Here is a 24,711-nt window from a genome sequence, read left to right on the forward strand (position 1 = left end):
TTTCCTCCGATGACCGCACAGTCCGCACGTCCTGAGCGCAACGGTCCCGACACCGCCTCGGCCAGGGACACCTCGCCGTTCAAGCCGGCTCTCGTCAGAGCGGTGTTCAGGCACGTGACTCCGCTGCACGTCTCTCGGCCGGCCGTGTGGGCCGCCGCGTCGGTGACGCGGACCGTGCTGACGGAGATCATCAGCGGTGCCAGGAGAGCGGCGGCGGAGGACGCCCGGAAGAGGCTGATGCCCGGGGACCTTCTCTCGGCGATCGACCGGAACGTCGAGCTGGAGGTGGGGAGCAAGTGGTACGACCACAGTCCGACGTTCCGGGGTCTGACCGGTGTGGTGTATGACGCCGAGGGCGTCGTCGTGCCGCGCCGTAAGCGCAGCAGGTCACGCAAACCGAGTGCTGTGGTCGGCGCCCACAGGTTCGAGGCAGGGGTCAAGAAGCTCCTGCGGAGCCAGGGGGTCACGGCCGTCCCGGCGATGGTCCGCGACCTGGACGGCATCGCGAGCGCGTTCCTGACGGACCTCGCCCGGGACGCGGCCATGGTCGTCCGCGAGGGCGGAGTCAAACGCTTCGGGACGGTCGTGCTGCTGACGTCGGGCGAAGAAGCCACGCTCCGGCCCCTCGCGGATTCCCTCCGGTCCCTGTCCACCCGCAGAGGGGACCGGCGGACCATCGGCGGGGACGACGTCCTGGCCGCCACCACGATGCAGTTGTTCGGCGGCATGCTCAGACAGCGGGCTCTCATCGAAGCAAGCGAGGCGACACAGGACCCTTCAGCCGACTTGTAAGGGGAGGACGTTCCCGTTCACCGCTCGACCAGCCCGCTCGGCTGGGCCCGGTGTGCCGTGCTGAAGCGGCGCTGATAGGCGGCGGGGCTGAGGGACAATTTCCTCACAAAGACTCTGCGCATGCTCTCGTAGTTCGGGAATCCGGCCAGGTTCGCGGTCTGTGTGGCGGTATGACCTTGATCGAGCAGCGCTTTTGCCATATCGAAGCGGATCATCTCCACGTAACGGGCCGGCGTGATGGAAAGCTCTTCGCGGAAAAGTCGCGTGAGATGCCGAGGGCTCACACTCAGGTGTTTGGCGAGTTCCGCGAGTGAGTAATCCCCACCGGGATTCGCCGTGACCAAATCGGTGATTCTGCGGAGAGCCGGGGATCGGGGCGGCGGTCCTTGCAGGGGGGCGGAGAATTGTGACTGGCCGCCCGAACGCTGCAGATAGACCACCATGGCGCGGGCGACCTCGCGCGTCAGATCAGGGCCGTGGTCCTCCTCGACGAGGGCCAGGGCGAGATCGATGCCCGCGGTCACACCCGCCGAGGTGTAGGTGGTGCCGTCCCGGACGTAGATCGCGTCGGGGTCGACGTGACTGGCCCGGCAGCGGGAGGCAAGCTCCTGCGCGACCTTCCAGTGGGTCGTCGCGCGCTTGCCGTCCAGCAGGCCGGCGGCACCGAGGACGAATGCCCCGGTGCAGATCGACGCGATCCTGCCGGCCCGGCCCGCCAGGCTTCCCGTGGCCTCGGTCAGATCCCGTGGGACGGGCGTGCGCGGATAGATGTCGGCGCCGGCCACCAGGAACGTGTCGGGGGCGGGCTCCGTGGCGGCGGCGTCGACCGCGATGCGGATCCCGATGGACGAGGTGACATCGGCGCCGGTCGGCGACACCAGAACGATCTCGTAGTCGGCGCCGAGCCGGTTCGCTTCCCCGAACACCTCCGCGGGTCCGGCGACGTCCAGGAGCTTGACCCCGTCGTAGACGAGGATGACGACCCGATGGGTGCCGGAGCCCGGCACCGCGTTCGCCGCCGGTCCGGATTCGGGTGACTCATGGCCGGACCGAGGGAGCGCCGGACGGTGGGTGGGAGGCAGTGTGGAAGACGGACGCACCGTCCATTCGTAACACACCGAAATCGGCAGGAGCAGAGCTCATGAGCGAGATCATCGCGGGGGTGGAGATTCCTGAAACGGCGGCGGTCGCCGAGGCCACCCGCCTCACACAGGAGATGACCAGCCCTCTCCTCTACCATCACTCACGGCGCGTTTTCGTCTTCGGCACCATGCACGCTCACAAGCTCGGTCTCAAGCCCGACCCGGAGCTTCTCTACCTGTCCGCCATGTTTCACGACACCGGCCTCCTCACCCCGTTCTCCGCCGCCGAGCAGCGCTTCGAGGTCGACGGCGCCGACCACGCACGCGCCTTCATGCTCGACCGGAATTTCCCGGCCGCTTCCGCCGACGTGGTGTGGACGGCGATCGCGCTGCACACCACCCCGGGAATTCCCGGACGGATGGGTCCGGAGATCGCCGTCACGAATCTCGGGGTGCTGACCGACGTGCTCGGCGTGGGTCTGGACGAGCTCGATCGCGGCCAGGTGGAGGAGATCACCGCCGTCCACCCGCGAGGCGACTTCAAGAACGAGTTCCTGCAGGCCTTCGTGACGGGACTCGGGCACCGCCCGGAGACCACAAACGGAACCGTGAATTCCGACGTGCTGGAGCACTTCGTTCCCGGCTTCCGGCGCACCACCACCGTCGAGCGCATCATGAGCGCTCCCTGGCCGAGCTGACCGGCGATATCCGCTGCCAGGCCTTACCTTCGCATCAACCCCCCGAGTAAGGATCGACATGCAAGCCATCACCGTCCGAGACCGTGACGCCGGTCTGTCCGGTATGTCTTTGACAGAGATGCCCTACCCTCACGCGGCCGAGAACGACGTCATCGTGCGGGTTCACGCCGCCGGGTTCACCCGCGGCGAGCTGGACTGGCCCGCCACCTGGACCGACCGTGCCGGCCGTGACCGGACACCGAGCGTGCCCGGGCACGAACTGTCCGGTGTCGTCGTGGAGCTGGGATTCGGCACCACCGGCCTGAGCGTCGGGCAGCGGGTGTTCGGCCTGACCGACTGGGCCCGCAACGGCACGCTCGCCGAGTACACCGCGGTGGAGGCCCGCAACCTCGCCCCGCTGCCGGCGGACATCGACCATGCCGTGGCTGCCTCCCTGCCCATCTCCGGCCTGACCGCCTGGCAGGGCCTGTTCGACCACGGCCGTCTCACCACGGGCCAGACCGTCCTGATCCACGGTGCCGCGGGTGCCGTCGGGTCGATCGCGGTACAGCTCGCCCGCGAAGCCGGCGCTCGCGTCATCGGAACCGGCCGGGCCGGCGACCGGGAGAGGGCGCTCGCGCTCGGCGTCGACACCTTCCTCGACCTGCAGAGCGACAAGCTGGAGGACGCCGGCCAGGTCGACGTCGTGTTCGACGTGATCGGTGGCGACGTTCTCGACCGCTCGGCCGCCCTGGTCCGCCCCGGCGGCACGCTGGTGACCATCGTCATGCCGCCCCGGGTCCGGCCCGCGGACGGACGGGCGGTCTTCTTCGTCGTGGAACCCGACCGGGCCCGGCTCACCGACCTGGCCGCACGGCTGCGGGACGGCCGGCTCAAGCCGCTCCTCGGCGCTGTGCGCCCGCTCGCCGAAGCACCCTCCGCCTTCGCTCCCGGTGCGCGCACCCCCGGCAAGACGATCATCCGCGTCACGGACGACTGAACAGGAGAGGCCGGAGGGGGAGTGAGGAAGGGCGGGCGTCGTTGAGCGTGGCTCGCCGGGGCGCGGATGGCTCAGCCGGCTGAGCCGTCCGCGTTCGAGCGCACCGCCTGTTCGATGAGCCGTTGCAGATACAGGCCGCGCGTCGCGTCCAGTGCCGTGGGCCGCCCCGTGCGCACGGCGGTGGCGAAGGCGCGGCGCAGGATCGGCCAGCACTCCTCGTGGTCGATGCCCGCGGTGTCGTAGGACAGTGGCTGCTCGGGGCCGAAGAGGTCGATGCGGGTGAGGGTGTGCGGTACGGCGACGGCGCCGGACAAGGACGCCTGGCTGACCGCGCCGTTCTCGTGTTCGCAGCTGAGCTCGATCCAGCGGCGGGAGTCGCCGGTGCTGCGGACGGCCGTGATGGGGCCGACGGCGGTGTCGAGGAGGTCGAGGAGGTGCGGGCCGAGGTCGAGCAGGGCGCCGTGCTCCAGACGCCAGCCGGTGGCGAACTCCCCGCCCAGGAAGGCGCCGTGCAGATAGCAGGAGCGGGCGCCGGTGATCTCGGCGGCGCGGGCGGCTTCGAGGAAGGCGTCGGTGGCCGGGTGGTAACGCTTGGTCAGCACCAGCTGGGAGACGACGCCGGCGTCCTGGACGGCGTCGGCGACGCGTCGAGCGGCGGCGAGGTCGGGGCCGAGGGGTTTCTCCAGCAGCAGGGCCTTGCCCGCCCGGGCGGCGCGAGGGGCGAGTTCGGCCTGCACGGCGGGCGGCACGGCGAAGGCGACGGCCTCGCAGTGGTCGAGGAGTTCGTCGAAGGAGGCGGCGACACGGGCGCCGTAGGGTGCCGCGGTCTCCTGCGCGGCCTCGGGACGGCGGGCCCACACGGCGCTCAGAGCCGTCTCGGGTCCGGCGGCGAGCATGCGTCCGTGCATGGCGCGCGCCCAGGGCCCGGCGCCGACGAGACCGACCTCGACGGGCGGGTACGTCCAGGGGGCGGAGGGGGTGGTCACCAGGGGTGGTCCTGTCTGTGCTCGGGGAGGTGCCGCGGTGGGCGGGGCGTCGCACCGCGGCCCGGTGGTCACGGGGTGAGGGCGGCCAGGCGGGTGTCGGCGCGGGCGGGGGAGTAGAGGAAGTGCACGACCATGGAGGCCGCTCCTATGACACCGGCGTGGTCCCCCAGGCGTGAGGTGACGACCTGGAGGTTGGCCGTGGCGCGGGGGAAGGCGCGCTGGTAGAGCAGTTCGCGCACGCCGGTCATGAACGGAGCGCCGGACAGCTCACCGGCGATCATGAGAACGCCGGGGTTGAGGAGGCTGACGACCGTCACCAGGACTTCCCCGGCGCGGCGACCGGCTTCGCGGGCGAGCCGGATGGCGTCGGGGTTGCCCTCGGCGAGCAGGCGCTTGACGTCGGAGGCGGAGGCGGCGTCGATGCCCAGGGCGGACAGTTGGCCGGCGAGGGCTCGGCCGCTGGCGACGGCGGCCAGGCAGCCGTGGGAGCCGCACATGCACAGCGCGTCGGGCCGGTCGTGCAGGCGGATGTGGCCGATGTCGCCGGCGCCGCCGTCGATGCCGCGGTAGACCTGGTCGCCGACGACGACGCCGGCACCGATGCCGGTGGAGACCTTGACCAGCACGAAGGCGGTGCAGTCGCGGTGGTTGGCCTGGTGCTCGGCCAGCGCCATGAGATTGGCGTCGTTGTCGACGAAGACGGGGACGGGGCCGCTTTCCATGCTGGGGCCGACGTGTTCGGCGTAGGCCTGTTGCAGGCGTTCGCGGATGGGGAACTGGTCCCATCCGGGCATGATCGGGGGCTGGATGACGCGACCGGTGTTCCATTCGACGGGCCCGGGGACGGACAGGCCGATGCCGCAGACGTGTGCGGCGTCGACGCCGGCCGCGGTGATCAGTTCCGGGAACCAGCCCGCCAGTCCGTCCAGCACCTTGTCCGGGCCGTCGTTGATGCGCATCGGCCCCGTCTGTTCGGCGAGGATCGTGCCGGCGAGGTCGAGCACGGCGGCCCGGGCGTGGCGGGTCTCCAGGTCGACGGCGATCACCGCGGCGTGCGAGGGGTCGAAGACGATCTGCTGGGAGGGACGCCCGCCGGTGGAGGGCCCGGTGGTGTGCTTGAGCCATCCGGCGCGGTTGAGCAGGTCCAGGCGCTGGCCGACCGTCGACCGCGACAGTCCGGTGACCTGTTGCAGGTCGGTGCGGGTGTTGGCGCGTCCGCTGCGGATGAGCTGCAGCAGCTCCCCGGCGGTGACCTGATTCGTCGTCAGCATCTGGTCCCTCGTGTGGTCAGCTCTTGTCGGCACCGCTGGTCAGACCTTCGGTGAGCAGGCGTTCGGCGGCGAAGAACAGGAGTACCACGGGGATCGTCAGCACCACGGACCCGGCCATCAGGACGGTCTTGGGTACCTCCACGCCGTTGGACAGCTGGGCCAGGCCCAGGGAGACGGTCCACTCGCCGGGGTCGGCGGCCAGGAAGAGCAGGGCGAAGAGGAACTCGTTCCAGGCGATCATGAAGACGTACAGGCCGGTCGCCATGAGGGAGGGCAGGGCGAGGGGCAGGATCACCTTGCGGACGGTCTGCAGGCGGCTGCAGCCGTCCAGGGCCGCGGCCTCCTCGATGGAGTGGGGGATGGTGACGAGGTAGTTCTTCAGCATGTAGATCGACACCGGCACGGTCTGGGCGACGTAGACGATGGCGAGGCCGGTCAGGCTGGAGGACAGGTGCAGCTTGGCGAAGATGACGAACAGCGGCACGGCCAGCAGCGTGGCGGGGAAGAGGTACACGGCCAGGAAGAGCGCGCTGACCTGGCGGTGGCCGAAGAACTTCAGGCGGCTGACGGCGTAGGCCCCGGGCACGGCGGCCAGCAGGGTCAGGGCGACGGTGCCCAGGGAGACCAGCGCGGAGTTGAGCAGGAACTTCAGGAAGCCCTGCCCGCCGGCGTCGGTGGAGCGCAGCACGTCGCGGTAGGTGGTGAGGGTGAGGTCCTTGGCGGAAATCCACAGGGAGCCGGGGTCGAGCAGCAGTGCGTCGATGGGCTTCAGCGACAGCAGCAGCATGTAGTAGAAGGGCAGCAGGGTGATCACGGCGAGGAAGGCGATGACGAACCAGCGCAGGACGCCGAAGAACCTCTCCTCGAACCGGGCGCGGGTCATCACGATTCCTCCTGGACCTTGTTGCCGAAGAACTTGAAGTAGAAGCCGAGCAGGATCATGAGCGAGGCGGCCAGGACCAGGGCCTGGGCGGCGGCGGCTCCGACGTCGTAACGGGCGGTGAGGAAGTCGTAGACGCGCACGGCGGCCACGTCGGTGCCCGCGCCGCCGCCGGTGAGCAGGTAGACGTCGTCGAACTTGTTGAACGTCATGATGAAGCGCAGGACGCACAGCAGGGCGATGACGGGCATCAGTTGCGGCAGCAGGATGTGGCGGAAGCGCTGGGTGGGGGTGGCGCCGTCCACGAGGGCGGCTTCCTCCAGTGCGTCGGGGACGGCCTGGAGGCGGGCGAGGATGAAGAGGAAGGCGAAGGGGAAGTAGCGCCAGCACTCGAAGGCGATGACGGTCAGCAGGGCGAGCGGGATGTCGAAGTGCAGGCCCAGCAGGTCGACTTCGTAGGCGCGGGTGGAGAGGAAGGCGATCGGATCGTCCCAGCCGAACAGGCGCCGTCCCCAGTCGTTGACCACTCCGTACTGCGGGCTGAGTGCCACTTCCCAGACGAAGGCGACGGCGACGACGGGGGCCACGTAGGGCAGCAGCATGGCGGCGCGCAGCAGACCGCGGCCGCGGAAGGGCTTGCGCAGGGCGAGGGCGGCGACGAGGCCGAGGACGACGGAGCCGATGGTGGAGCCCGCCGTGTAGAGCAGGGTCGTGGTCAGACTGGACCAGAAGCCGGCGGAGGCGAAGACCTGGTCGAAGTTGTCGAGGGTCCAGTTGCCGAACAGGCCCATGCCCTGGATGTCGACGAGCTTGGCGTGCTGGAAGGCCAGCAGGATCGTCCAGGCGATGGGCAGGATCACCACGACGAGGACGACGACGAAGGTGGGGGAGACGAACGCGAGGCCCGCGCGGTTGGCGCGCCGGCCGGCGGTCATCGGCCGGCGGCGTGCGGCGGGGCGTTCGGCCGGCGCGGTGCCGGTGTCGCGGCGCTGCGGTGCGCCGGCGGGGGCTGTTGTCATGAGAGGACTTTCGTGACGTGCATGCGGGCGGCTACTGGAGGGACTTCTGCAGGGCGCTGACGTCGTCGTCGGCTTCGTGCGCCGCCTCGGACGGGGAGAGCTGCCCGCTGGTCATGGCGCCGATGGCCTTGGGGACGGGCAGTTCGCCGTTGGTGGCGCCGACGAGGGCTCCCTCGCCCTGGGTGATGCCCCAGCGGCGCATGTTGCTGACGCCCGCGGCGAGCTGGTTGAGCAGGCTCGCGGGGTAGACCTGGTCGAAGGGCTTCTTGGTGTCGACGCCGATCTCGCTGTGCCGCCAGGCGTCGAGGTAGCGACGCGGCTGGGTGGCGGTGCCGTTGCGGACGGGGATCTTGCCTTCGGGCGCCATGCCGAACCAGGACTCGTAGCCGGTGCCCATCATGTACTCGATGAACTCGCGGGAGGCCGCCGTCTCGGCGGTCTTGGTGGTGACCCAGGAGGTGATCTCGCCGAACTGGGCGGCCTCGGTGGCGTCGGGGCCCTTCATGGCGGTGACGATGCCGCTGTTCCGTGCGAGGTAGCTCGGGTCGCTCTTGCACTGCGGGCAGCTGGGCAGGGCGTCCTTGCGCAGGCCGGCGAGCTCGTCGAGCAGGAACGACGACCAGACGATCATCGACGACCGGCCGGCGAAGTAGGTGGCGCGGGTGGAGTCCACGGTCTGGGTGCCGGGGGCGCCGTAGTCGCGGGCGAGGCTGTCGTAGGTCTTGAACGCGGTCTCGCACTGCGGGGATTCGAGGGCGACCGCGTGCTGGTCGTCGACGAGTTGGCAGTCGTTCGCGAGGGCGAGGCTCTCGAAGCTCTGCGAGGTGAACACGTCGCTGGGGTCGGTGGCCGCGGAGATGCCGTAGTTGCCCTTGGCGGTGAGGGCCTTGGCGGCGGCCAGTGCCCTGGCGTAGGTGTCGGGGGCGGCCAGGTCCCTCTGCTCCAGCTGGTCCTTGCGGTAGACCAGCAGCTGCAGCCAGGCGTCGGAGGGGACGCCGAGGGTGGTGGCGCCGTCGGAGGTGAGCTGGAGCGCGTTGGCGTTGAACGTCCTGCGGCCCAGTTCGTCGACGATCTGCCGGGGGATGTCGGTGTTGAGCAGGCCGTTGCTGTACATCTGCCAGACCTGGCCCATGGGGGCGGCGCCGATGACGTCGGGCAGGGTGCCGGAGGCGGCGGCCGACATGATCAGCTGGGGCATCTGGCCCTCGTCGACGCCGACCAGGTTGACCTTGATGCCTGTCTTGTCCTCGAACCTCTTGATGATCTTCTGGGTGACCGCCACCCGGTCGGGCAGGTTCTCCTGCGACCAGACGGTGATCTCGCGGTCGGGTTGTCCGGGGCCGGTGCTGCTGGCGCAGCCCGTGAGCAGCCCGAAGGTCAGGGCTGCGGTGATGCCCACCGCGATCGCGCTGGATCGCCGGCTTCTGGTGCGCATTGCGTGTCCTCGTTCCGACTTACGTCTACTGCCCACGCATCTCAGCACCACTTCTGCGTGTTGACAAGACATAAGTTGCGGATATTGTCGACGCAACCGCACCCGCAACCCCTTCCGGAGTCCCCGTGGAACGCGTCGTCCAATTCACCGGCCCTCGTCAGGTGGAGGTCGCCGAGCAGGTCAGAGCCGCTCTGCCCCCCGGCCACCTGAGGGTCCGCACCCGCTACTCGGGCATCTCGGCCGGCACCGAGCTCACCGCATACCGCGGCACCAACCCGTACCTGACGCGCACCTGGGACCCCGAGGCACGCCTGTTCCGTGAGGGAGCCGCCGGCATCGAGTACCCGGTGGCCGGCTGGGGCTACTCCGAAGTGGGCGAAGTCGTGGAGAGCGCCCCCGACCTGGACGGCCTTCCGGGCCTGCCGCGCCCCGGTGACCTGGTGTGGGGCATCTGGGGACACCGCAGCGAGGGCATCGTCCCGGCCGAACGCATGATCGGCCACACCCTGCCCACCGGCCTCGAACCCCTCGCCGGCGCCTTCGCCCGCGTCGGCGCCATCGCCTACAACGCCGTCCTGGCCGCCGACATCCACCTCGGCGAGGACGCCGCCGTCTTCGGCCAGGGCGTCATCGGCCTGCTCACCACCCGCCTCGCCCAGCTCAACGGTGCCCGCGTCACCGCCGTCGACGCCCTGGACGGCCGCCTGGAGACCGCGAAGCGCCACGGCGCCCACACCACCCTCAACGCCCGCACCGACGCCGTCGCCGAGCGCATCCGCGAAGCCACCGGCGGTCTGGGCGCCGACCTCGCCATCGAGATCAGCGGCGCCTACCCCGCCCTGCACGAGGCCCTGCGCTCGGTCGCCGCCGGCGGACGCGTGGTCGCCTCCGGCTTCTACCAGGGCGACGGCATCGGACTGCGCCTGGGCGACGAGTTCCACCACAACCGCGTCCAGCTCGTCTGCTCCCAGATCGGCGGCGTCCCCCCGCAGCTGTCCCACCGCTGGAGCGTCGAGCGCCTCCAGCAGACCTTCCTGCGCCTGGTCGCCGAGGGACAGGTCGACGTCACCTCCCTCGTCAGCCACGTCGTGCCCGCCGCCGACGCCGCCGACGCCTACGTCCTGCTGGACGAGCGCCCCGCCGAGGCGCTGCAGGTCGTGCTGGAATTCTGAACGTCTCGAAAGGCCCTCTCATGCTCAAGACCGCGGCGCAGGAGCAACTCCTGCCCGGAGACACCCTGCAGGCCAAGTGGGACTTCGCCCAGCAGGCCGGCTACGACGCCATCGAACTGCGCGGCAAGGGCGAGCTGCACTTCGCCTCCCGCCTGGAGGAACTGCGCCAGGCCCGCAAGGACGGCGTGGTGATGCCCACCGTGTGCGTCGACATGCTGCACTTCTTCGGCGCCTTCGACGCCGACCGGCGGCGCGACGCCCTCGACCAGATGAAGTCCCAGCTCAGCGTGATCGCGGAGATCGGCGGCGTGGGCGCCCAGACGCCCGCCAGCTACGGCATGTTCTCCCGCCGGCTGCCGCCCTTCGAACCCCCGCGCAGCGAGGAGGAGGACCGCGACGTCCTCCTCGAAGGCCTGACCGAACTGGGCGAGCACGCCCGCGCCGAGGGCGTCACCCTCTTCCTGGAGCCGCTCAACCGGTACGAGGACCACATGGTCAACCGGCTGGAGCAGGCCGCCGACCTCATCCGCACCGTCGGCCTGGACTCCGTGCGCATCGGCATCGACAGCTACCACATGAACATCGAGGAATCCGACCCCGCCGCCGCGATCCTCGCCCACGCCGACCTCATCGGCCACGCGCAGGTCTCCGACTCCAACCGCTTCCAGCCCGGCGCCGGCCACCTCGACTGGCCCGCCTGGCTCGGCGCCCTCCACACCATCGGCTACGACGGCCACCTCGCCCTCGAATGCCGGCTGACCGGCGACCCCGTCGAGGCCGTCCGCTCCGTCCCGGCCTTCCTCCAGAGGTCCGGCGCGTGAAGTCCCTCCTGGAACGGCCCGCGCCCACCGCGACCGCGGCCCTGACACTGCGGCGCGGTGCGGCGCGGGTCCTCATCGACAACTGGACCGGCACCTCCACCGTCCCCTCCCGCACCCTCTACCCCCACCAGTGGAGCTGGGACTCCGCGTTCATCGCCATCGGGCTGCGGCACCTGTCCGTGCGCCGCGCGCAGCAGGAACTGGAATCCCTGCTGACCGCGCAATGGGCCGACGGCCGCATCCCGCACATCGTCTTCAACCCCGCCCTGCCCCACGACGCCTACTTCCCGAGCCCCGACTTCTGGCGCTCCTCCAGCGCCGGACGAGCCGCGGGCGCGCCCACCGCCCCCGAGACCTCCGGCATCGTCCAGCCCCCGGTGCACGCCCTGGCCGCCTGGCTGGTGCACCGCGCGGACCCGGCGGAATCGGCGCGCCGCGGCTTCCTCGCCCGCGTGGCACCGCACCTGGCGGCCTGGCACGACTACCTCCTCACGCGCCGCGACCTCGGTGGCGCGGGCCTGGCCGCCGTGGTCCACCCCTGGGAACCCGGCATGGACAACAGCCCCGGCTGGGACCGCGCCCTGACCCGGGTCGAACCCACCGCGCCCGGCACCTTCCGGCGCGCCGACCTCGCCCACGGTCACCCCGCCGACCGGCCCACCGACCTCGACTACGGCCGCTACGTCCGCCTGGCGAGCGACTACCGCGACGCCGGCTACGACGACCGGGCCACCCGCTTCGCCTTCGCGGTGGAGGACCCCTGCTTCAACGCCCTGCTGATCGCCGGCGAACACGCGCTGGCCGCCATCGTCCGAGAACTGGGTGAGGACGGCGCCCGGCACACCGCGCGCGCCGACACCCTCACCCGGCTCCTGGTGCGTCGCCTGTGGAACGAGGACGCGGGCATCTTCCGGGTACGCGACCTCACCGACGACACCCTGGTCGCCCAGGACGGCGTGAGCGGCCTGATCCCGCTCCTCGTCCCCGGCCTGCCCCCGGACATCACCGCCCGGCTCCTGGCCACCCTCACCGGACCGCGCTTCAGCGCCCCCGCCACGCGGCTGGTCCCCAGCTACGACCTCACCGGTCCCGCCTTCGACGCCCAGCGCTACTGGCGCGGCCCCGCCTGGTTCAACACCGCCTGGCTCATCCACCGCGGCCTGCGCACCCACGGCCTGCACCAGCAGGCACAACACCTGCGCCGAGGCATCCTCACCGAAGCGGGAGCCTCCGACTTCGCCGAGTACGTCGACCCCGCCACCGGCGACGCGCGTGGAGCCCGGCACTTCTCCTGGACCGCCGCGCTCACCCTCGACCTGCTGTGTGCCGACAGCGAGGAGCCCACCGCATGACCCAGGCCGACGACCGCATCCAGCTCGTACGCGACGCCACCTTCGCCCGTCTTGACGCCGCGGGCGCCATCACCGGCACCCGCGGCCGCGCCCCCGACGGCCTGTTCCTGCGCGATGCCCGCCACCTCAGCCGCTGGCAGCTCACCGTCGACGGCACCGCACCGCTCGCCCTGGCACCCGCCACCGCTGACAGCGACGACACCGCCACCTGCGTGCTGACCCCGGCCGGCACCCGCGACGACCCGCCCGCCTACACCGTCTTCCGTGCGCAGACCGTCGCCGCCGGGACGCTGAGCGAACACCTCCGCCTGGTCAGCAACCGGCCGGAACCGGTCACCGCGCACGTCGCCCTCACCGTCGACGCCGACTTCGCCGACCTCTTCGAACTGCGCGCCGACGACCGTCACTACGCCAAGCCCGGCGCCCGCCGTGCGGCGGCGGCCACCGCCGCAGGACTGGTCCTGGACTACCGGCGCGCCGACTGGCACTCCACGACCACCCTCACCGCCCGCCCCGCCCCGGCCGACGTCGCACCCGCCGACGGCACCCCGCACTCCACCGCCCGCACCCTCACCTGGCACCTCCCGATCGACGCCCACGGCGAAGCGCACCTCCACCTCACCGTGCACGCACGACCGCACGGCCTGCCCGAGCCCCCGACCCTGCCCCGCCCGGCCCGCCCGGCCCGCCCGGCGGCGACGGCCGGCGACGACCTGACCCGCGCGTGCGAACGCGGCCTCGCCGACCTGGACCTGCTCACCGTCGCCGCCACCGGCGTCGACGGCGAAGAGGTCCACGTCCCCGCCGCCGGCATCCCCTGGTTCCTCACTCTCTTCGGACGCGACTCCCTGCTCACCTCCTACTTCCTCCTGCCCCACCGGCCCGGCACGGCCGCCGCCACCCTCAGCGCCCTCGCCGCCACCCAGGGCACCCGCCACGACCCCACGAGCCGCGAGCAGCCCGGACGCATCGTCCACGAGACCCGCCACGGCGAACTCGCCCACTTCCGCCAGGTCCCCTACGGCCGCTACTACGGCGCCGTCGACGCCACCCCGCTCTTCCTGGTCCTCCTGCACGCCCACCACCAGCAGACCGGCGACCCGTCCGTGGCCCTGCGCCTGGAACAGCACGCACGCCGCGCCGTCGAGTGGATGTTCACCGACGGAGGCCTGACCCGGAACGGCTACCTCGTCTACGAACCCGACCCCGACGGCTTGATCAACCAGAACTGGAAGGACTCCGCCGGTGCCGTCTGCTTCACCGACGGCACTCAGGCCGACGGCCCCATCGCCGTCTCCGAAGCGCAGGGCTACGCCTACGACGCCCTGCTGCGCACCGCGGAACTGGCCACGGCCCTCTGGCAGGACGAGCCCTACGCACAGCGCCTGCGGGAGAGCGCCGCGGCCCTGCGCGGCCGCTTCACGAGGGACTTCTGGATGACGGACGCCGACTTTCCCGCGCTCGCCCTCGACGGTGACGGCCGCCAGGTCGACGCCCTCGCCTCCGACGCCGGACACCTCCTGTGGTCCGGCATCCTCGACCCCGAGGCAGCCCGGCGCGTGGGACGGCGCCTGCTGGAACCGGACTTCTTCTCCGGATGGGCCGTCCGCACCCTCGCCGCCGGGCAGAAGCCCTATCACCCGCTGTCCTACCACCGCGGCAGTGCCTGGCCCCACGACAACGCCGTGATCGCCCTCGGCCTGGCCCGCCACGGCCTCACGGACGAGCTCCACCGCCTCACCCGGGGCCTGCTGACGGCCGCGGCCCACCATGGCGACCGCCTCCCCGAGGTACTGGCCGGCTACGACCGCACCGCAACCACCCGCCCCGTCCCCTACCCCCACTCCTGCTCCCCCCAGGCCTGGGCAGCGGCAACCCCCCTGGCCCTGCGCACAGCACTGGAGTCCGTCTGACCGCGGCCCCACGTCCTCGTCGCGCCCGGGCCGCACCTCACGGCGTAGGATCTGCGCATGTCAGAGCTCAATCTGCGGCGTCTGCGGTACTTCCTGGCCGTCGCCGACACGCTGAGCTTCAGCCGGGCCGCGCAGGAACTGCACATCGCCCAGCCCGTGCTCAGCCGGCAGATCGCGCTGCTGGAACGAGAACTGGGTGTGGTCCTGTTCGAGCGGTCGACGCGAGGCACCGACCTGACCGAGGCGGGCCGGGCGATCGCGGAGGACGGACGCCAGCTGCTGCGGTCGGCCACCGCCCTGGAACGGCGTGCCCGGCAGGCCGCCCAGGGGGTCGAGCGGCTGGCCATCGGCTTCATGCCGGGCCTGCTGGTCACGCCGATCGTGCAGGGCCTGCGGCAGTGGCTCGCCGACATCCGTGTCGACCTCGTCCGCACGGGCTGGGACGACCAGGTGGAGACGATCCTCGACGGCCGCGTCGACCTCGGTCTGGTGCGCCTCCCCGTTCCCCGCCGGGGTCTTCAGGTCGAGCCCTTGTTCCGGGAGGAGCGGGTCGCCGTCCTCGCGGCCGCCCATCCCCTCGCCGTCGCCGAGGAGCTGAGCCTGCACGCCCTTGCCGAGTACGACCTCCTGCAGTCCCCGGACGCGGCACCCGAGTGGCGTGAGGCCCGTCTCGCGCGTGGTCTGCCCGTGCGGACCGGGGGCGATCACCCGCACGAGGTGGAGATCAAGCTGGAAAGGGTGGCCGCCTCGTCCGGGGTGGCGTTCCTGCCGGTGTCCACGGCCCGGTTCTACACCCGGACCGACATCGTGGTGCGTCCGGTGGCGGGGCTGGCGCCGAGCACGGTCGGCGTGGCCTGGGCCGCCGGGCGCGACTCGGCCGCGCTGAACCGGGCGATCGCGCTCGCTCATACCCTGCGGGCATCACTGACGACGGAAAGGGTCTTGGACGCGGCGGCGGTCCCGGACGGACGCTGAGTCCATGACCATCACCACTTCCTCCCGCATCGTCGTCCTCGGTGGAACCAGCGGCATCGGCCTCGCCGTCGCCCGGCGCGCCGCCGCCGCCGGGGCGGCGGTGACCATCGCCTCGAGCCGGGCCGCATCGGTCGAGCGCGCTCTCGGACAGCTTCCGGCCGGCGTCGTGGGCCGCGCCGTGAACGCCGGTTCCACCGACGCGGTCGCGGCCTTCTTCGACGAGATCGGCACGTTCGACCACCTCGCCTACACCGCCGGTGAGAACCTCACCGGCCTTCCGCTCAGCGACTACACCGTCGACCGGGCGAGCGAGTTCTTCGCCCTGCGCCTGTTCCACGCCCTCGACGCCGTCCGGCTCGCCGTGCCGCACCTCGCCCCGGGCGGGTCCGTCACCCTGGTCAGCGGTACGGCGGCCTTCAAGGGCGGCCCGGGATGGACCCTGGGGGCTGCGGTCTCCGGCGCGGTGCTGTCCGCCGCGCGCAGCCTCGCCGTGGAGCTGGCGCCGATCCGGGTGAACGTCGTGGCGCCCGGAGTCGTGCGCTCGCCGCTGTGGTCCGGGATGAGCGAGGCGGACAGGGAGGACATGTATGCCTCTCTCGCCGCATCCCTGCCGCTCGGCCGTGTGGCGGATCCGGACGACGCGGCCAAGGCGTTCCTCGCCCTCATGGACCAGGACTACGTCACGGGCACGGTCTCGGTCGTCGACGGCGGCACGCTCGCCGTCTGAGGGCGACGGACGTCATGAGACCTTCGCCCGCGGCTGCCGGCCATGCCCACGGGTGCCGGAGCGTCGCCGTCCAGCCCCGCCCGTCCTCGCGACGCAGTGGTCGCGTTCGGTCGTCGGGGGAGCGCCCGTACAGCGCGCGCTCAGGCCAAGGTGGCGTGGAAGGCCTTGCGCAAGGTCTCATGAACCGTCCACGTCGTCCGGTCCCCGGCACGCAGTACACCGGCGTCCCCCGGTCCCACGTGGAAGGTGGCGCCCCCCTCCACCGCGATCGTGGCCCTGCCGCTGACGACCACGAAGAGCTCGTCCGATTCCGTGTCGGTGACGACGCCGGGCGTGATCTGCCAGACGCCACGAATCTGCGTACCGTCCTCCGACTCCCACAGCACCTTGGCGGACACCTCGGGTGAACCCTCCAGGATCTGTGCGGGGTCGAGAGGTTCGGGAACCAGGTCGGCATCGGGGACGTGCACCGCAAAGCTGCTGTTCTTCGTCATGCGCCGACGCTACGGCCCCTTGAGCGCGCACTCCCATGACCACCGTGTCGTACCAGCCGCACTGAGGGGCGACGATGTGTCCAGTGCGGTCGCGGTCGCTGACTCGGGGCGGCTGCCGGCGGCCGTTCCGGTGCACGAACACATCGGTCGTCCAGTGGGCGGCGTCGAAGCGTCGGCCCTTGTGATGGGCCGTGTTCGTCAGCCGCGCCGTGAGGACCGCGGTTCGCATCCCGTAGGGGCCGCCGGCTGCCGGCACGGTCCGTCACGCCGACGTGTGTGCCGGTCCGGCCGAACGCCTCACCGTCCGCCCGGGTTCAGCGCCCGACGGCACGTCTGGGAGGATGGTCGGCGGTCGTCCGCAGCGGGTCCGTGAACCCGCGGGCGGCCGGAGGCGGGCGGGTACGGGCAGCGGCCCGACGGACGGAAGAGCGGAGCGGTGCGGCACATGCCGGAGTACCCGGAGTACCTCGCCGCGGTCGTGTTCGCGGCGGGTGGCGTCGTCCATGCCCTGCTGGCACCCCACCGGTTCACCACCGCCGTCCTGTTCTGCCTCGCGGTGACCTCTGCCGGACTCGGCGTGGCCGCCCGCAGTGCGACAGCCCACCCGGCCATCGCCACCGTCCTCGCTGTCGCCGCCCTGCTCCTGGCGCTCGCGGTGGGCTTGCTGCTGCTGGTCGACGGCGTCCTGCTGGTCCGGCGTTACGGACCGCAGCCGGCCCTGCTGGCGACCTCGGCCGCCGGATGCGCGGTGCTGGCGGTGCTCGGACTCGACGCGGTCTTCCACGCGGTCGGCGGCGAGACGTTCGGCGTCCTCCTGGTCGCGCTGAACGCGGCGGCGGGATACCTCACGCTGCTCTTCCTCGTCTTCGCCGGCTACGTGTGCGTGCGGGGCCGTAGCGCCCCCCTGCCCGAAACCACCCATGTCGTCGTCCTGGGCGCGGGGCTCGACGGCGAGCGGCCCGGCCCGCTGCTGACCCGCAGGCTGGAGCGCGCCCTGGCGATCGACGCCGCCGGCGGACCGGACGCGCCGCGTGTGGTGTTCGTCGTCTCCGGCGGTCAAGGCGACGACGAGGTCCGCTCCGAGGCGGACGCGATGGCCGAGTATCTGCGCTCACGTGGAGTGCCCGACGACCGGATCGTGCGGGAGGACCGCTCCGTCAACACGGGGCAGAACCTCCGCTTCAGCGCGGCGCTCATGGACGGCGCGACCCACGGCCAGCGGGCCGCGGTGGTCACCAGCGGCTTCCACGTCTACCGCACGAGCCTGCTGGCCCGCCGCGTCGGCGCGCCCGTGCACGTCGTGGGCGCGCCGACGTCCCCCGCCTACTGGCTGGCCGCGACCTTGCGTGAATTCGCGGCCGTCCTGTGGCTGGACCGCCTCCCGCTGGTCGGACTCAGCCTGCTGCTGGTCGTGCCGGTGGCGACGGCGGTCTTCGGGCACTGAAGCGCCGGCCGCAGCCCGCACGGGGCGAGCGGACCGCGACGTCCACGACTCCGTGCCTCAGCGCTGGAGGTGCGCAGGCAACGGCACCCAGCGGCGGGGGGCGCCGCGGTTGATGACGTCCTGTCCGGCGTGGATCCTGAGCCCGGCCGCGGCACAGGCGTAGGCGAGTGTGTCGGCATCGTGCGGGAAGGCTGACCCGCGCTGCCAGAAACGGAAGTGCCAGTACGTGGCCGGGTCGGACTCGTCCGGAGGGAGGCCTATCTCCTCGTGCTCGACGACCTCGCCGTCGCGGGCCAGGACGCCGAAGGTCCCGCCCTTGGGATTGAAATAGATTCCGTAGGCGGCGGTGCTCCCTGATATCGCCCGCAGGACGGCGTTGTCACTCGGCATGTAGCCGTCCTGCGTGATCACGCAGCCGCCAGGAGTCCCGGACACGCCCGTCACCCCCACATGGTGGAGGGACTCGTCGTAGTCCATCGGATCGACGGGCGCCTGTTCGGAGTCCGTCACCGGGCACTGCGCGGGGTCGGCGCCGAGCCGCCGGATCACCTCGTCCTCGCTCAGGCCCCGCACGAAACAGATGCCGAGTCCTTCCGTCCACACCTCTTCCTCACCGAAGGCCGCGATGAGCGCGTCCGCCGCTGTGAACGCCGCTGCTTCCTCCGCGGGCAGCTCGACCGCTCCCGGCAGATCCGCGACGAGCGGCGCGAGCGACGTGGTGAGCAGCAACCGGCCCGGGGACCAGGGTCCGGTCTGCGGTGTCCACACATCGGCCCCGGCGTCGACCAGTGCTCGCACACTGCCCTCGTCCACGGAGCAGGCGGCATACCACAGCGGTGTGTGTCCGTCCTCGTCGCGTGCGTCGGCGTCCGCGCCATGCGACAGCAGCGCGGCTACCGCCTCCGCCGCCCCTTGCTCCGCCGTGAGATGCAGCGGAGTGGTGCCCCGCCATCCGACACGGGCGTCGGGCGGCGCCCCTGCGCCCAGCCGAGCACGGATCAGGGCCGCGTCACTCCAGTCCTGGTATCCCAGTCGCTGCCAGTCGGCCCGCGGCACGTACCGCAGGCGGGCCTCCTCCTGACGGCGCAGCATCTCGCGCTGATGCCGGGACAGGGGCGGCGCCAGGAAGGCGGGCGGACCGCTCATCTCCATGTACCCGAAGGTCTCCGGCTGCTCCGACGGATCCGGCGGTTCGAGCGACGGCCAGACCTCGACCGCCCGAGCCGAGGCGGCATGGAGAGCTGCCGCATCGACCGGGGCGCGGGTCTCTGCGATCCCCTCGTCGGGCCACTCCACCACCAGTTGAGCCTCTCCGGCGGGCGGGAGCTCCGCCAGATACAGGTCGACGTCGGTCTTGAACAGGGACCGGCGGGTAGGTTGCAAGCCGGGATCCAGCGGAATCAGCCCCACCGCTTGCGGCGTCGACCCCACCCTCAGCTCTCCCTGCGCACCGGTGAACTCCACCCTCCGGTCCACCGTGCCGTCCAGCGAGGTCACCCGGCGACCGTCGGAGAACAGCAGTCCCACGCGCAACCCGGACTGTCGTCCCCCGGCCGCGTTGTCGTGACGGGCCCTACGGAAGACGGCCAGATGCAGGGTGGCTGCCTGCGGCCACACGGACCATCCCGTGAGCACCACCTTCGTGTGCGGACCGGTGCCGAGCACCTCAAGCTGCGACAGCAGCACAGGCGCGAACCAGTCGACGGGCGGCGCGTACCGCCCGGTGTCCTCTGCCGGCGGCGCTAACCGGACCAGTACCGCCCGCTCGGCGGCCGGTTCCTCCGGAACCACCAGATCGTCGAAGAATCCCATGCACCGATCGTGACAGAGGGGTCTGACAACGGCGGAGGACTCGACAGGGCGGCCGGGCCGCACCGTCGGGCGAAGCCTTCCCCTGCCCTGTCACGCGCGATCGCGGCATGGGGAACCGGATGTCCGTGAGCGGCGAAGTACCGGTGAGAGGCCAGGATTTCAGAGCGGTGAACCGATGAAAGGAGCCCCGATGACCGCTGAACCAGGCGTCAGGGTGGGGCAGGACAGTGACGCCTCGGTGATCGAACGGTCGTGGGACGAGCCCGAGGCCTTCGCCGTGCTCTTCGACCGCCATGCCGACGCGGTGCACCGGTACGTGGCACGCCGGCTCGGTGCGGAGGCGGCCGAGGACGTGATGGCGGAGACCTTCACCACCGCGTTCCGGTTGCGTTTCCGGTACGACACGGAGCTGGCCGGCGCCCGCCCGTGGCTGTTCGGAATCGCGACCAACCTCATAGGCCGCCACAGGCGCGCCGAGGCGCGGCGTCTGAAGGCACTCGGACGGCTGCCGTCGTCCACCCCCGGCGACCAGGCCGAAGAGATGCTCGCGGACCGGGTGGCGGCGCGGGTCACCGCGCAGGCCGTTGGCCGCGAACTCGCCCGCGCCCTGGCCCGGTTGCCCGCCCGCCACCGGGACGTGCTGCTGCTGGTCGCCTGGGCCGACCTCGGTTACGAGGAGGCCGCACGCGCCCTCGGGGTGCCGGTGGGGACGGTCCGGTCGCGGTTGCACCGGGCGCGCAGCAAGGTTCGTGAGGCACTGGGCGGATTCGATCCGACCACTCTGCGAGAGGAATCCGACGATGAATGAACTCGAGCTCCTGAGGGAGTGGGACGCCGACGCGCCTCCTCTCACGGACACCGCCCGCGCCCGCGCCCGCTTCCGCCTGGATCAGGCGATGCGGACTCCCGCCGCACCCACGCCGGTTCGCCGCCGTCCGCTGCTGCGGATCGCGGTGGCCACCGTCGCGGCGTCGGCGGTCGCCACGACCGTGGTGGTCGCCGAGAACACGGGGAACCCGTCCCGCACCCGGACGGTGAGCGCGGCGACCGTGCTGCGAGGGGCGGCCGCCGAGGAACGCAGGCTCGAAAAGCCGATCGCGCCGCGCGACGACCAGTTCATCTACACCAAGGAGATCATCAAGGAGACCCCGGTCGGAGGCGGCCCGAGCAAGACGTACGTCGACGAGAGCTGGAACTCCGTCGACGGCTCCAAGAGGTCCTACGTCAGCGAACTGGGTCACACGCAGTGGGTCCCGCCGGACCGGCCGGGACAGCGCAGCTGGCCGCCGCGCAGGTGGGCGCAGCTGAAGCAACTGCCCACCGATCCTGACAAGCTCCCGATCGCCCTGCGCGACGTCGGCAGGACGCCGGACTACGAACGGCCCATGAAGGCCGACAACTGGCCGATGGTCCAGATCTTCCTCTCCAGCCTGCTGCGTGCCCCCGTCCTGCCGAAGGGGTTGCGCCCCGCGACGTTCGAAGCACTCGCCGCCGTCCCCGGCGTCAAGGTGATACCGGGCCAGACGGACGGAGACGGCCGCGCGGGCGTCGGCATCCGGTACGTGGGCACGCCCGGCGCGCCCCGGGCGCACGACGAACAGGTGCTGGTCTTCGACGCGAAGACGTACCGGTACCTCGGCATGCGCGACCGGCGCAACGCGGGAGGAAAGACCTACGAGCAGTGGTCGTACGTGGCCGTTGACGCAGTGGTGGACCGAGTGAGGCAACGCCCCTGAGCGACCGCCCACGGTCGCTGCCGCACCGCTCGCGCCGGATCACCAGGGCGCCGAGCGGCTGCGGCGTGCCCGCCCGGCGGGCCGCGGCATCCGTCCCCTACGGGTGCGTGTCCGTGATCGCGATGACCTCGTCGAGATGGTCCAGGGTGGCCTGCAGTTCGTCGATCCTGGCCTGGATGCGCTCGCGCTCGGCTCGCAGCATGGCGCGTTGCTCGGCGTCGGTGTGCCCGGAGTCCCAACACGGCAGGAGCTCGGCGATCCTTCGGCTGGTGAGGCCGGCGGCGTACATCTGCTGGAAGAAGCGGACCCGGACGACGGCGTCCCGCCGGTACAGGCGCTGGCCGGACGGGCTGCGCTCCGCCGTGAGCAGCCCTTGCTGCTCGTAGTAGCGCACGGCGCGCACGGAGACGCCCGCACCTCGTGCCACCTCGCCGATCCGGATCAACCGCTCGGCTCCGGCCGCTGCGACGGTCATGGTGGTTCCTTTCACCCCTGGACGTGAGACCAGCACTTGCCTCTGACGCCAGCGTCAGGTTTTAGCGTACCGGGCATGGACATCAACAACTCCGTCGCCCTTGTCACCGGTGCCAATCGCGGCCTGGGCCGCGCCTTCGCCCAGCGCCTGCTCGAACGGGGCGCCCGCAAGGTCTATGCGACGGCCCGCCGACCGGAGACCGTGGACCTGCCCGGGGTCGAGGTGCTGCCCCTCGACATCACCGACCTCTCCTCCGTCAGGGCCGCCGCCGAGGCCGCGCAGGACGTCTCGCTCCTCGTCAACAACGCGGGAATCAGTACGGGAACCGACCTGGTGACGGGCTCGCTGGAGGCGGTGCGGCACGAGCTGGAGACCAACATGTTCGGCCATCTGCACATGATCCGGGAGTTCGCGCCGACCCTCGCCGGGAACGGCGGGGGCGCCGTCGTCAACGTCCTCTCCGCCATGTCGTGGTTCGGGGGCAAGGGCGCCAATGCCTACCACCTGACCAAGGCCGCCGCCTGGGCCATGACCAACGGCGTCCGTCTGGAACTCGCCGAGCAGGGCACGCTCGTCACGGCGGTGCACCTCGGCCTGGCCGACACCGACATGGCTGCGGGCTGGCCCGTGCACAAGATCGCTCCGTCGGATCTGGCCGACGCGGCGCTCGACGGTGCCGAGGCGGGCTCCGCCGAGGTCCTCGCCGATCAGTGGAGCCGGGACGTCAAGTCCCGTCTGCCGCTGACGCCGGAGGAGTTCAACGCCGCAATGAACCAGGCCATGGCAGCGCTGCTGGCGGTCTGAGGGCTCCGAGCTGCGGGTGGACGGCGACCAGCGGGGGCCGGTGGTCGCGCGGGAGAAGCAACTGCACAGTGGTGTCCGCCGACGTCGCTGCGTCGCCGGCAGTGCCGCCGGGCCGTGTCTCATGAAGCGGTTGACTCGTGGGCGGCGAGTTCTTCGGCCAGTTCCATGCAGCGCAGGCGGGCCGGGGAGAAGTCGTAGGGCATCTTCCCGACAGCTTCGAATGCGCTCATGGTCTTCTGTTGCCTGCCCGAGCCTCGGCCGGCCTCGTCCTCGCCCTCATCGACGGTCGCGGGGTGCAACGTGTCCCAGGAGTCGAAGAGTGCGTCGTCGCCCTCCGCCAGGCCCGAGTCCTCGATGGCGGCCTGCAGCGCCTTCTCGAAGGCGTGCCGTTCGGCGGCCACCTGGGCCACGCGGGGGTCATCGACAGCGATCGTGTCGTCGAGTGCCTCCTCGGCGGCATCCACGCGGTCAGACTCTTTCCGCAGCTCCGGGTGGGTGGCCAGGGCGAAGAAGCGGCCGGCCTGGACGGCCGCTCCGAGCGGGCCGAAGATCCGCTCGGTGACCAGCAGGCCGTCCAGGTCCGCCTGGCGTACGGAGCCCTCGGGCAGGCCCTCGAGGCGGCCGGTGACGAAGTCGGAGAGCAGACCCATTCTGCTGCCCTCGGTACGCATGCGCTGCACGGCGGTCCGTTGCCGCCGCAGTTCTGCCTCCTGGGCGCGAAGGGTCAACTCCAGCCGCTCCAGGGTGCCCGCCATGCCGTAGTCGTCGCCGCCGGAGTCGCCGTCGCCATCGGTGTCGGCCGAGACGGTGTCGGCGAAGGCGTCGCGAATGTCGTCCAGGGCGATCCCGGCGTCGGCCATCCTGCGGATCCACAGCAGCCGAATCATGTCCTGGTAGCCGTAGCGGCGGCGGCCGTCGCCGCCCCGCACGGGCTCGGGGAGCAGGCCGATCTCGTGGTAATGACGGATCGCCCGCGGTGTGGTGCCGGCGAAGGCCGCCGCGTCACCGATCTTGACCTGGCGCGGCGGGGTGAAGGACGAGAACATGAGCGGAGGCCTTCCTCGACGGGGCGGGACGTGAGTACACCGGATCACATGCCGCTACGGAAGGTGCAACCCGAGACGTCCCCTCCGGTCCGCCCGGACGATCCGCCCGCCAGTCAGGACAGCAGACCTCCTGCCTCACTGCTGTTCCAGGGCCTGGCGCATCCAGTGCAGGCGGTGAAGGGAGCGGCGCCGCATCCACAGGACCCAGGAGCACAGCGCGGCCACTCCGACGGCGAAGAAGACCGGGAAGACGAGGGACCCGGACCCGCTGACGGCCCCCAGGACGAGCATGCCGGCCGCGACGAGGCTCATGGCACCGAGCCAGTACGGCAGCCACCTGCCGCCCCGCTCCACCTGGCCGAGCTGCTCGGTGACCAGCCGTCGCATGGCCGCCTGCTCCGCGGGGTCGTGCGGCACCTGCTGGTGGCGGATCTTGCGGTTGAGATCGGCGAGTCGGCCCGTGTCGGTGCCCGCGGCGCGGGCGGCCCGGCGGCGCTGGACGGCCAGTATCGCGACGGCGATTCCGGTGTAGAGCGCGCTGTGGAACAGCCAGACGGCCGGGTGCTCGTCCCTGCGGATCAGGCCCGTGATACCCAGGACCAGCAGAAAGGTCAGAATCGCCTGCGCGGTCAGGCTGCGGTCGAGTAAGCGCTTGAGCGAGAGCACAGCGCCAACCTCCTTCAAGGAGAGCCGGGACAGCGTCGTCGCCTCTCGGATACCCCGCGTCGTTCCGTTCATCGGACAGGGAGAGCGCACACCACCTGCTCAAGGGTGCAGCGCCGATGGCCGATGGTTGGG

The 24,711-nt window shown here is 71.4% G+C and carries 24 protein-coding genes and 1 pseudogene; 13 read left to right on the top strand and 12 right to left on the bottom strand.

What is annotated here, in order from left to right:
- Nucleotides 1-9 precede the first annotated feature (9 nt).
- Nucleotides 10-792, top strand: a complete 783-nt coding sequence (locus tag ACIGAQ_RS08835) for a hypothetical protein (RefSeq protein WP_362283157.1) — start codon at nt 10-12, stop codon at nt 790-792.
- 17 nt (nt 793-809) lie between these two features.
- On the opposite strand, the gene ACIGAQ_RS08840 is transcribed toward ACIGAQ_RS08835, so the two are convergent.
- Entirely contained in the window at nt 810-1,799 is a 990-nt protein-coding gene (locus tag ACIGAQ_RS08840) for a GlxA family transcriptional regulator (RefSeq protein WP_399780440.1), read from the bottom strand.
- 134 nt (nt 1,800-1,933) lie between these two features.
- Between ACIGAQ_RS08840 and ACIGAQ_RS08845 the strand changes: the two genes are divergently transcribed.
- Both ACIGAQ_RS08845 and ACIGAQ_RS08850 read left to right on the top strand, forming a co-directional pair.
- Nucleotides 1,934-2,572: an HD domain-containing protein gene (locus ACIGAQ_RS08845; RefSeq protein WP_399780442.1), complete on the top strand. Its 639-nt coding sequence runs from the start codon at nt 1,934-1,936 to the stop codon at nt 2,570-2,572.
- 58 nt (nt 2,573-2,630) lie between these two features.
- Entirely contained in the window at nt 2,631-3,551 is a 921-nt protein-coding gene (locus ACIGAQ_RS08850; RefSeq protein ID WP_311685826.1) for an NADP-dependent oxidoreductase, read from the top strand.
- 71 nt (nt 3,552-3,622) lie between these two features.
- Here ACIGAQ_RS08850 and ACIGAQ_RS08855 read toward each other — a convergent pair whose 3' ends face one another.
- From ACIGAQ_RS08855 to ACIGAQ_RS08875, 5 genes are all read right to left on the bottom strand, one after another.
- Nucleotides 3,623-4,537, bottom strand: a complete 915-nt coding sequence (locus ACIGAQ_RS08855; RefSeq protein ID WP_311685824.1) for a Gfo/Idh/MocA family oxidoreductase — start codon at nt 4,535-4,537, stop codon at nt 3,623-3,625.
- A 68-nt stretch (nt 4,538-4,605) separates the two neighbouring features.
- The gene (locus tag ACIGAQ_RS08860) at nt 4,606-5,808 is read right to left on the bottom strand and encodes an ROK family protein (RefSeq protein ID WP_311685822.1); all 1,203 of its coding nucleotides are present in this window, start codon (nt 5,806-5,808) and stop codon (nt 4,606-4,608) included.
- A gap of 16 nt (nt 5,809-5,824) precedes the next feature.
- Complete coding sequence (locus tag ACIGAQ_RS08865; protein ID WP_311685820.1) at nt 5,825-6,691, bottom strand: carbohydrate ABC transporter permease; 867 nt, start codon at nt 6,689-6,691, stop codon at nt 5,825-5,827.
- Complete coding sequence (locus ACIGAQ_RS08870) at nt 6,691-7,707, bottom strand: sugar ABC transporter permease (protein WP_362283141.1); 1,017 nt, start codon at nt 7,705-7,707, stop codon at nt 6,691-6,693. Before ACIGAQ_RS08870 ends, ACIGAQ_RS08865 begins: the two co-directional genes overlap by 1 nt.
- A 31-nt stretch (nt 7,708-7,738) precedes the next feature.
- Nucleotides 7,739-9,142, bottom strand: coding sequence for an ABC transporter substrate-binding protein (locus ACIGAQ_RS08875; RefSeq protein ID WP_399780448.1), 1,404 nt, complete (start codon nt 9,140-9,142; stop codon nt 7,739-7,741).
- Nucleotides 9,143-9,267: 125 nt separating this feature from the next.
- On the opposite strand from ACIGAQ_RS08875, the gene ACIGAQ_RS08880 reads away from it, so the two are divergent.
- The 6 genes from ACIGAQ_RS08880 to ACIGAQ_RS08905 are packed head-to-tail and all read left to right on the top strand — an operon-like array spanning nt 9,268 to nt 16,102.
- Nucleotides 9,268-10,314: a zinc-binding alcohol dehydrogenase gene (locus ACIGAQ_RS08880; protein ID WP_399780451.1), complete on the top strand. Its 1,047-nt coding sequence runs from the start codon at nt 9,268-9,270 to the stop codon at nt 10,312-10,314.
- A 20-nt stretch (nt 10,315-10,334) separates the two neighbouring features.
- The gene (locus ACIGAQ_RS08885; protein ID WP_399780454.1) at nt 10,335-11,135 is read left to right on the top strand and encodes a sugar phosphate isomerase/epimerase family protein; all 801 of its coding nucleotides are present in this window, start codon (nt 10,335-10,337) and stop codon (nt 11,133-11,135) included.
- Nucleotides 11,063-12,487 carry an MGH1-like glycoside hydrolase domain-containing protein gene (locus ACIGAQ_RS08890; protein WP_399780457.1) on the top strand — a complete coding sequence of 475 codons (1,425 nt, stop codon included), beginning with the start codon at nt 11,063-11,065 and terminating at the stop codon, nt 12,485-12,487. The genes ACIGAQ_RS08885 and ACIGAQ_RS08890 overlap by 73 nt, the downstream gene beginning before the upstream one ends.
- Nucleotides 12,484-14,400 (top strand): glycogen debranching N-terminal domain-containing protein, encoded by a 1,917-nt coding sequence (locus tag ACIGAQ_RS08895; protein ID WP_399780460.1) that lies wholly within the window; start codon nt 12,484-12,486, stop codon nt 14,398-14,400. The genes ACIGAQ_RS08890 and ACIGAQ_RS08895 overlap by 4 nt, the downstream gene beginning before the upstream one ends.
- A gap of 57 nt (nt 14,401-14,457) precedes the next feature.
- The gene (locus ACIGAQ_RS08900; RefSeq protein WP_362283124.1) at nt 14,458-15,375 is read left to right on the top strand and encodes a LysR substrate-binding domain-containing protein; all 918 of its coding nucleotides are present in this window, start codon (nt 14,458-14,460) and stop codon (nt 15,373-15,375) included.
- Between the two features lie 4 nt (nt 15,376-15,379).
- The gene (locus ACIGAQ_RS08905; protein ID WP_399780464.1) at nt 15,380-16,102 is read left to right on the top strand and encodes an SDR family oxidoreductase; all 723 of its coding nucleotides are present in this window, start codon (nt 15,380-15,382) and stop codon (nt 16,100-16,102) included.
- Nucleotides 16,103-16,242: 140 nt separating this feature from the next.
- Here the strand turns inward: ACIGAQ_RS08905 and ACIGAQ_RS08910 are convergent, their stop codons facing one another.
- Both ACIGAQ_RS08910 and ACIGAQ_RS08915 read right to left on the bottom strand, forming a co-directional pair.
- Nucleotides 16,243-16,596 carry a cupin domain-containing protein gene (locus tag ACIGAQ_RS08910; protein ID WP_362283119.1) on the bottom strand — a complete coding sequence of 118 codons (354 nt, stop codon included), beginning with the start codon at nt 16,594-16,596 and terminating at the stop codon, nt 16,243-16,245.
- Nucleotides 16,597-16,717: 121 nt separating this feature from the next.
- Nucleotides 16,718-16,819: pseudogene (locus tag ACIGAQ_RS08915) on the bottom strand (DUF4440 domain-containing protein); the annotation flags it as partial.
- A gap of 222 nt (nt 16,820-17,041) precedes the next feature.
- Between ACIGAQ_RS08915 and ACIGAQ_RS08920 the strand changes: the two are divergent.
- Nucleotides 17,042-18,040 (top strand): YdcF family protein, encoded by a 999-nt coding sequence (locus tag ACIGAQ_RS08920; protein WP_399780468.1) that lies wholly within the window; start codon nt 17,042-17,044, stop codon nt 18,038-18,040.
- A 57-nt stretch (nt 18,041-18,097) separates the two neighbouring features.
- Here ACIGAQ_RS08920 and ACIGAQ_RS08925 read toward each other — a convergent pair whose 3' ends face one another.
- Nucleotides 18,098-19,852, bottom strand: a complete 1,755-nt coding sequence (locus ACIGAQ_RS08925) for an ankyrin repeat domain-containing protein (RefSeq protein ID WP_399780471.1) — start codon at nt 19,850-19,852, stop codon at nt 18,098-18,100.
- A gap of 190 nt (nt 19,853-20,042) precedes the next feature.
- On the opposite strand from ACIGAQ_RS08925, the gene ACIGAQ_RS08930 reads away from it, so the two are divergent.
- Together ACIGAQ_RS08930 and ACIGAQ_RS08935 are read left to right on the top strand one after the other, a co-directional pair.
- Nucleotides 20,043-20,660 carry an RNA polymerase sigma factor gene (locus tag ACIGAQ_RS08930; protein ID WP_399780474.1) on the top strand — a complete coding sequence of 206 codons (618 nt, stop codon included), beginning with the start codon at nt 20,043-20,045 and terminating at the stop codon, nt 20,658-20,660.
- Nucleotides 20,653-21,588, top strand: a complete 936-nt coding sequence (locus tag ACIGAQ_RS08935; protein WP_362283109.1) for a CU044_5270 family protein — start codon at nt 20,653-20,655, stop codon at nt 21,586-21,588. Before ACIGAQ_RS08930 ends, ACIGAQ_RS08935 begins: the two co-directional genes overlap by 8 nt.
- Nucleotides 21,589-21,685: 97 nt before the next feature.
- Here the strand turns inward: ACIGAQ_RS08935 and ACIGAQ_RS08940 are convergent, their stop codons facing one another.
- Nucleotides 21,686-22,063: a MerR family transcriptional regulator gene (locus tag ACIGAQ_RS08940; RefSeq protein ID WP_362283106.1), complete on the bottom strand. Its 378-nt coding sequence runs from the start codon at nt 22,061-22,063 to the stop codon at nt 21,686-21,688.
- A 75-nt stretch (nt 22,064-22,138) separates the two neighbouring features.
- On the opposite strand from ACIGAQ_RS08940, the gene ACIGAQ_RS08945 reads away from it, so the two are divergent.
- A complete protein-coding gene (locus tag ACIGAQ_RS08945; RefSeq protein ID WP_362283104.1) occupies nt 22,139-22,867 on the top strand; it encodes an SDR family oxidoreductase in 729 nt (242 codons plus the stop codon).
- Between the two features lie 119 nt (nt 22,868-22,986).
- On the opposite strand, the gene ACIGAQ_RS08950 is transcribed toward ACIGAQ_RS08945, so the two are convergent.
- Both ACIGAQ_RS08950 and ACIGAQ_RS08955 read right to left on the bottom strand, forming a co-directional pair.
- Nucleotides 22,987-23,913, bottom strand: a complete 927-nt coding sequence (locus tag ACIGAQ_RS08950) for a MerR family transcriptional regulator (RefSeq protein WP_399780479.1) — start codon at nt 23,911-23,913, stop codon at nt 22,987-22,989.
- Nucleotides 23,914-24,048: 135 nt separating this feature from the next.
- Nucleotides 24,049-24,579 carry a hypothetical protein gene (locus ACIGAQ_RS08955; RefSeq protein WP_362283099.1) on the bottom strand — a complete coding sequence of 177 codons (531 nt, stop codon included), beginning with the start codon at nt 24,577-24,579 and terminating at the stop codon, nt 24,049-24,051.
- Between the last annotated feature and the right edge of the window lie 132 nt (nt 24,580-24,711).

It is taken from the genome of Streptomyces sp. NPDC085932 (genome assembly GCF_044540525.1).
Classification (GTDB): Bacteria; Actinomycetota; Actinomycetes; order Streptomycetales; family Streptomycetaceae; genus Streptomyces; species Streptomyces levis.

What these genes read in the sequence shown, in the direction of transcription:
- ACIGAQ_RS08865 (WP_311685820.1), bottom strand. Translation starts at nt 6,691, where the DNA reads ATGACCCGCGCCCGGTTCGAGGAGAGGTTCTTCGGCGTCCTGCGCTGG.
- ACIGAQ_RS08930 (WP_399780474.1), top strand. Translation starts at nt 20,043, where the DNA reads ATGACCGCTGAACCAGGCGTCAGGGTGGGGCAGGACAGTGACGCCTCG.
- ACIGAQ_RS08910 (WP_362283119.1), bottom strand. Translation starts at nt 16,596, where the DNA reads ATGACGAAGAACAGCAGCTTTGCGGTGCACGTCCCCGATGCCGACCTG.
- ACIGAQ_RS08935 (WP_362283109.1), top strand. Translation starts at nt 20,653, where the DNA reads ATGAATGAACTCGAGCTCCTGAGGGAGTGGGACGCCGACGCGCCTCCT.
- ACIGAQ_RS08870 (WP_362283141.1), bottom strand. Translation starts at nt 7,707, where the DNA reads ATGACAACAGCCCCCGCCGGCGCACCGCAGCGCCGCGACACCGGCACC.
- ACIGAQ_RS08900 (WP_362283124.1), top strand. Translation starts at nt 14,458, where the DNA reads ATGTCAGAGCTCAATCTGCGGCGTCTGCGGTACTTCCTGGCCGTCGCC.
- ACIGAQ_RS08940 (WP_362283106.1), bottom strand. Translation starts at nt 22,063, where the DNA reads ATGACCGTCGCAGCGGCCGGAGCCGAGCGGTTGATCCGGATCGGCGAG.
- ACIGAQ_RS08845 (WP_399780442.1), top strand. Translation starts at nt 1,934, where the DNA reads ATGAGCGAGATCATCGCGGGGGTGGAGATTCCTGAAACGGCGGCGGTC.
- ACIGAQ_RS08920 (WP_399780468.1), top strand. Translation starts at nt 17,042, where the DNA reads ATGCCGGAGTACCCGGAGTACCTCGCCGCGGTCGTGTTCGCGGCGGGT.
- ACIGAQ_RS08925 (WP_399780471.1), bottom strand. Translation starts at nt 19,852, where the DNA reads ATGGGATTCTTCGACGATCTGGTGGTTCCGGAGGAACCGGCCGCCGAG.
- ACIGAQ_RS08905 (WP_399780464.1), top strand. Translation starts at nt 15,380, where the DNA reads ATGACCATCACCACTTCCTCCCGCATCGTCGTCCTCGGTGGAACCAGC.
- ACIGAQ_RS08860 (WP_311685822.1), bottom strand. Translation starts at nt 5,808, where the DNA reads ATGCTGACGACGAATCAGGTCACCGCCGGGGAGCTGCTGCAGCTCATC.
- ACIGAQ_RS08835 (WP_362283157.1), top strand. Translation starts at nt 10, where the DNA reads ATGACCGCACAGTCCGCACGTCCTGAGCGCAACGGTCCCGACACCGCC.
- ACIGAQ_RS08895 (WP_399780460.1), top strand. Translation starts at nt 12,484, where the DNA reads ATGACCCAGGCCGACGACCGCATCCAGCTCGTACGCGACGCCACCTTC.
- ACIGAQ_RS08850 (WP_311685826.1), top strand. Translation starts at nt 2,631, where the DNA reads ATGCAAGCCATCACCGTCCGAGACCGTGACGCCGGTCTGTCCGGTATG.
- ACIGAQ_RS08875 (WP_399780448.1), bottom strand. Translation starts at nt 9,142, where the DNA reads ATGCGCACCAGAAGCCGGCGATCCAGCGCGATCGCGGTGGGCATCACC.
- ACIGAQ_RS08950 (WP_399780479.1), bottom strand. Translation starts at nt 23,913, where the DNA reads ATGTTCTCGTCCTTCACCCCGCCGCGCCAGGTCAAGATCGGTGACGCG.
- ACIGAQ_RS08890 (WP_399780457.1), top strand. Translation starts at nt 11,063, where the DNA reads ATGCCGGCTGACCGGCGACCCCGTCGAGGCCGTCCGCTCCGTCCCGGC.
- ACIGAQ_RS08885 (WP_399780454.1), top strand. Translation starts at nt 10,335, where the DNA reads ATGCTCAAGACCGCGGCGCAGGAGCAACTCCTGCCCGGAGACACCCTG.
- ACIGAQ_RS08945 (WP_362283104.1), top strand. Translation starts at nt 22,139, where the DNA reads ATGGACATCAACAACTCCGTCGCCCTTGTCACCGGTGCCAATCGCGGC.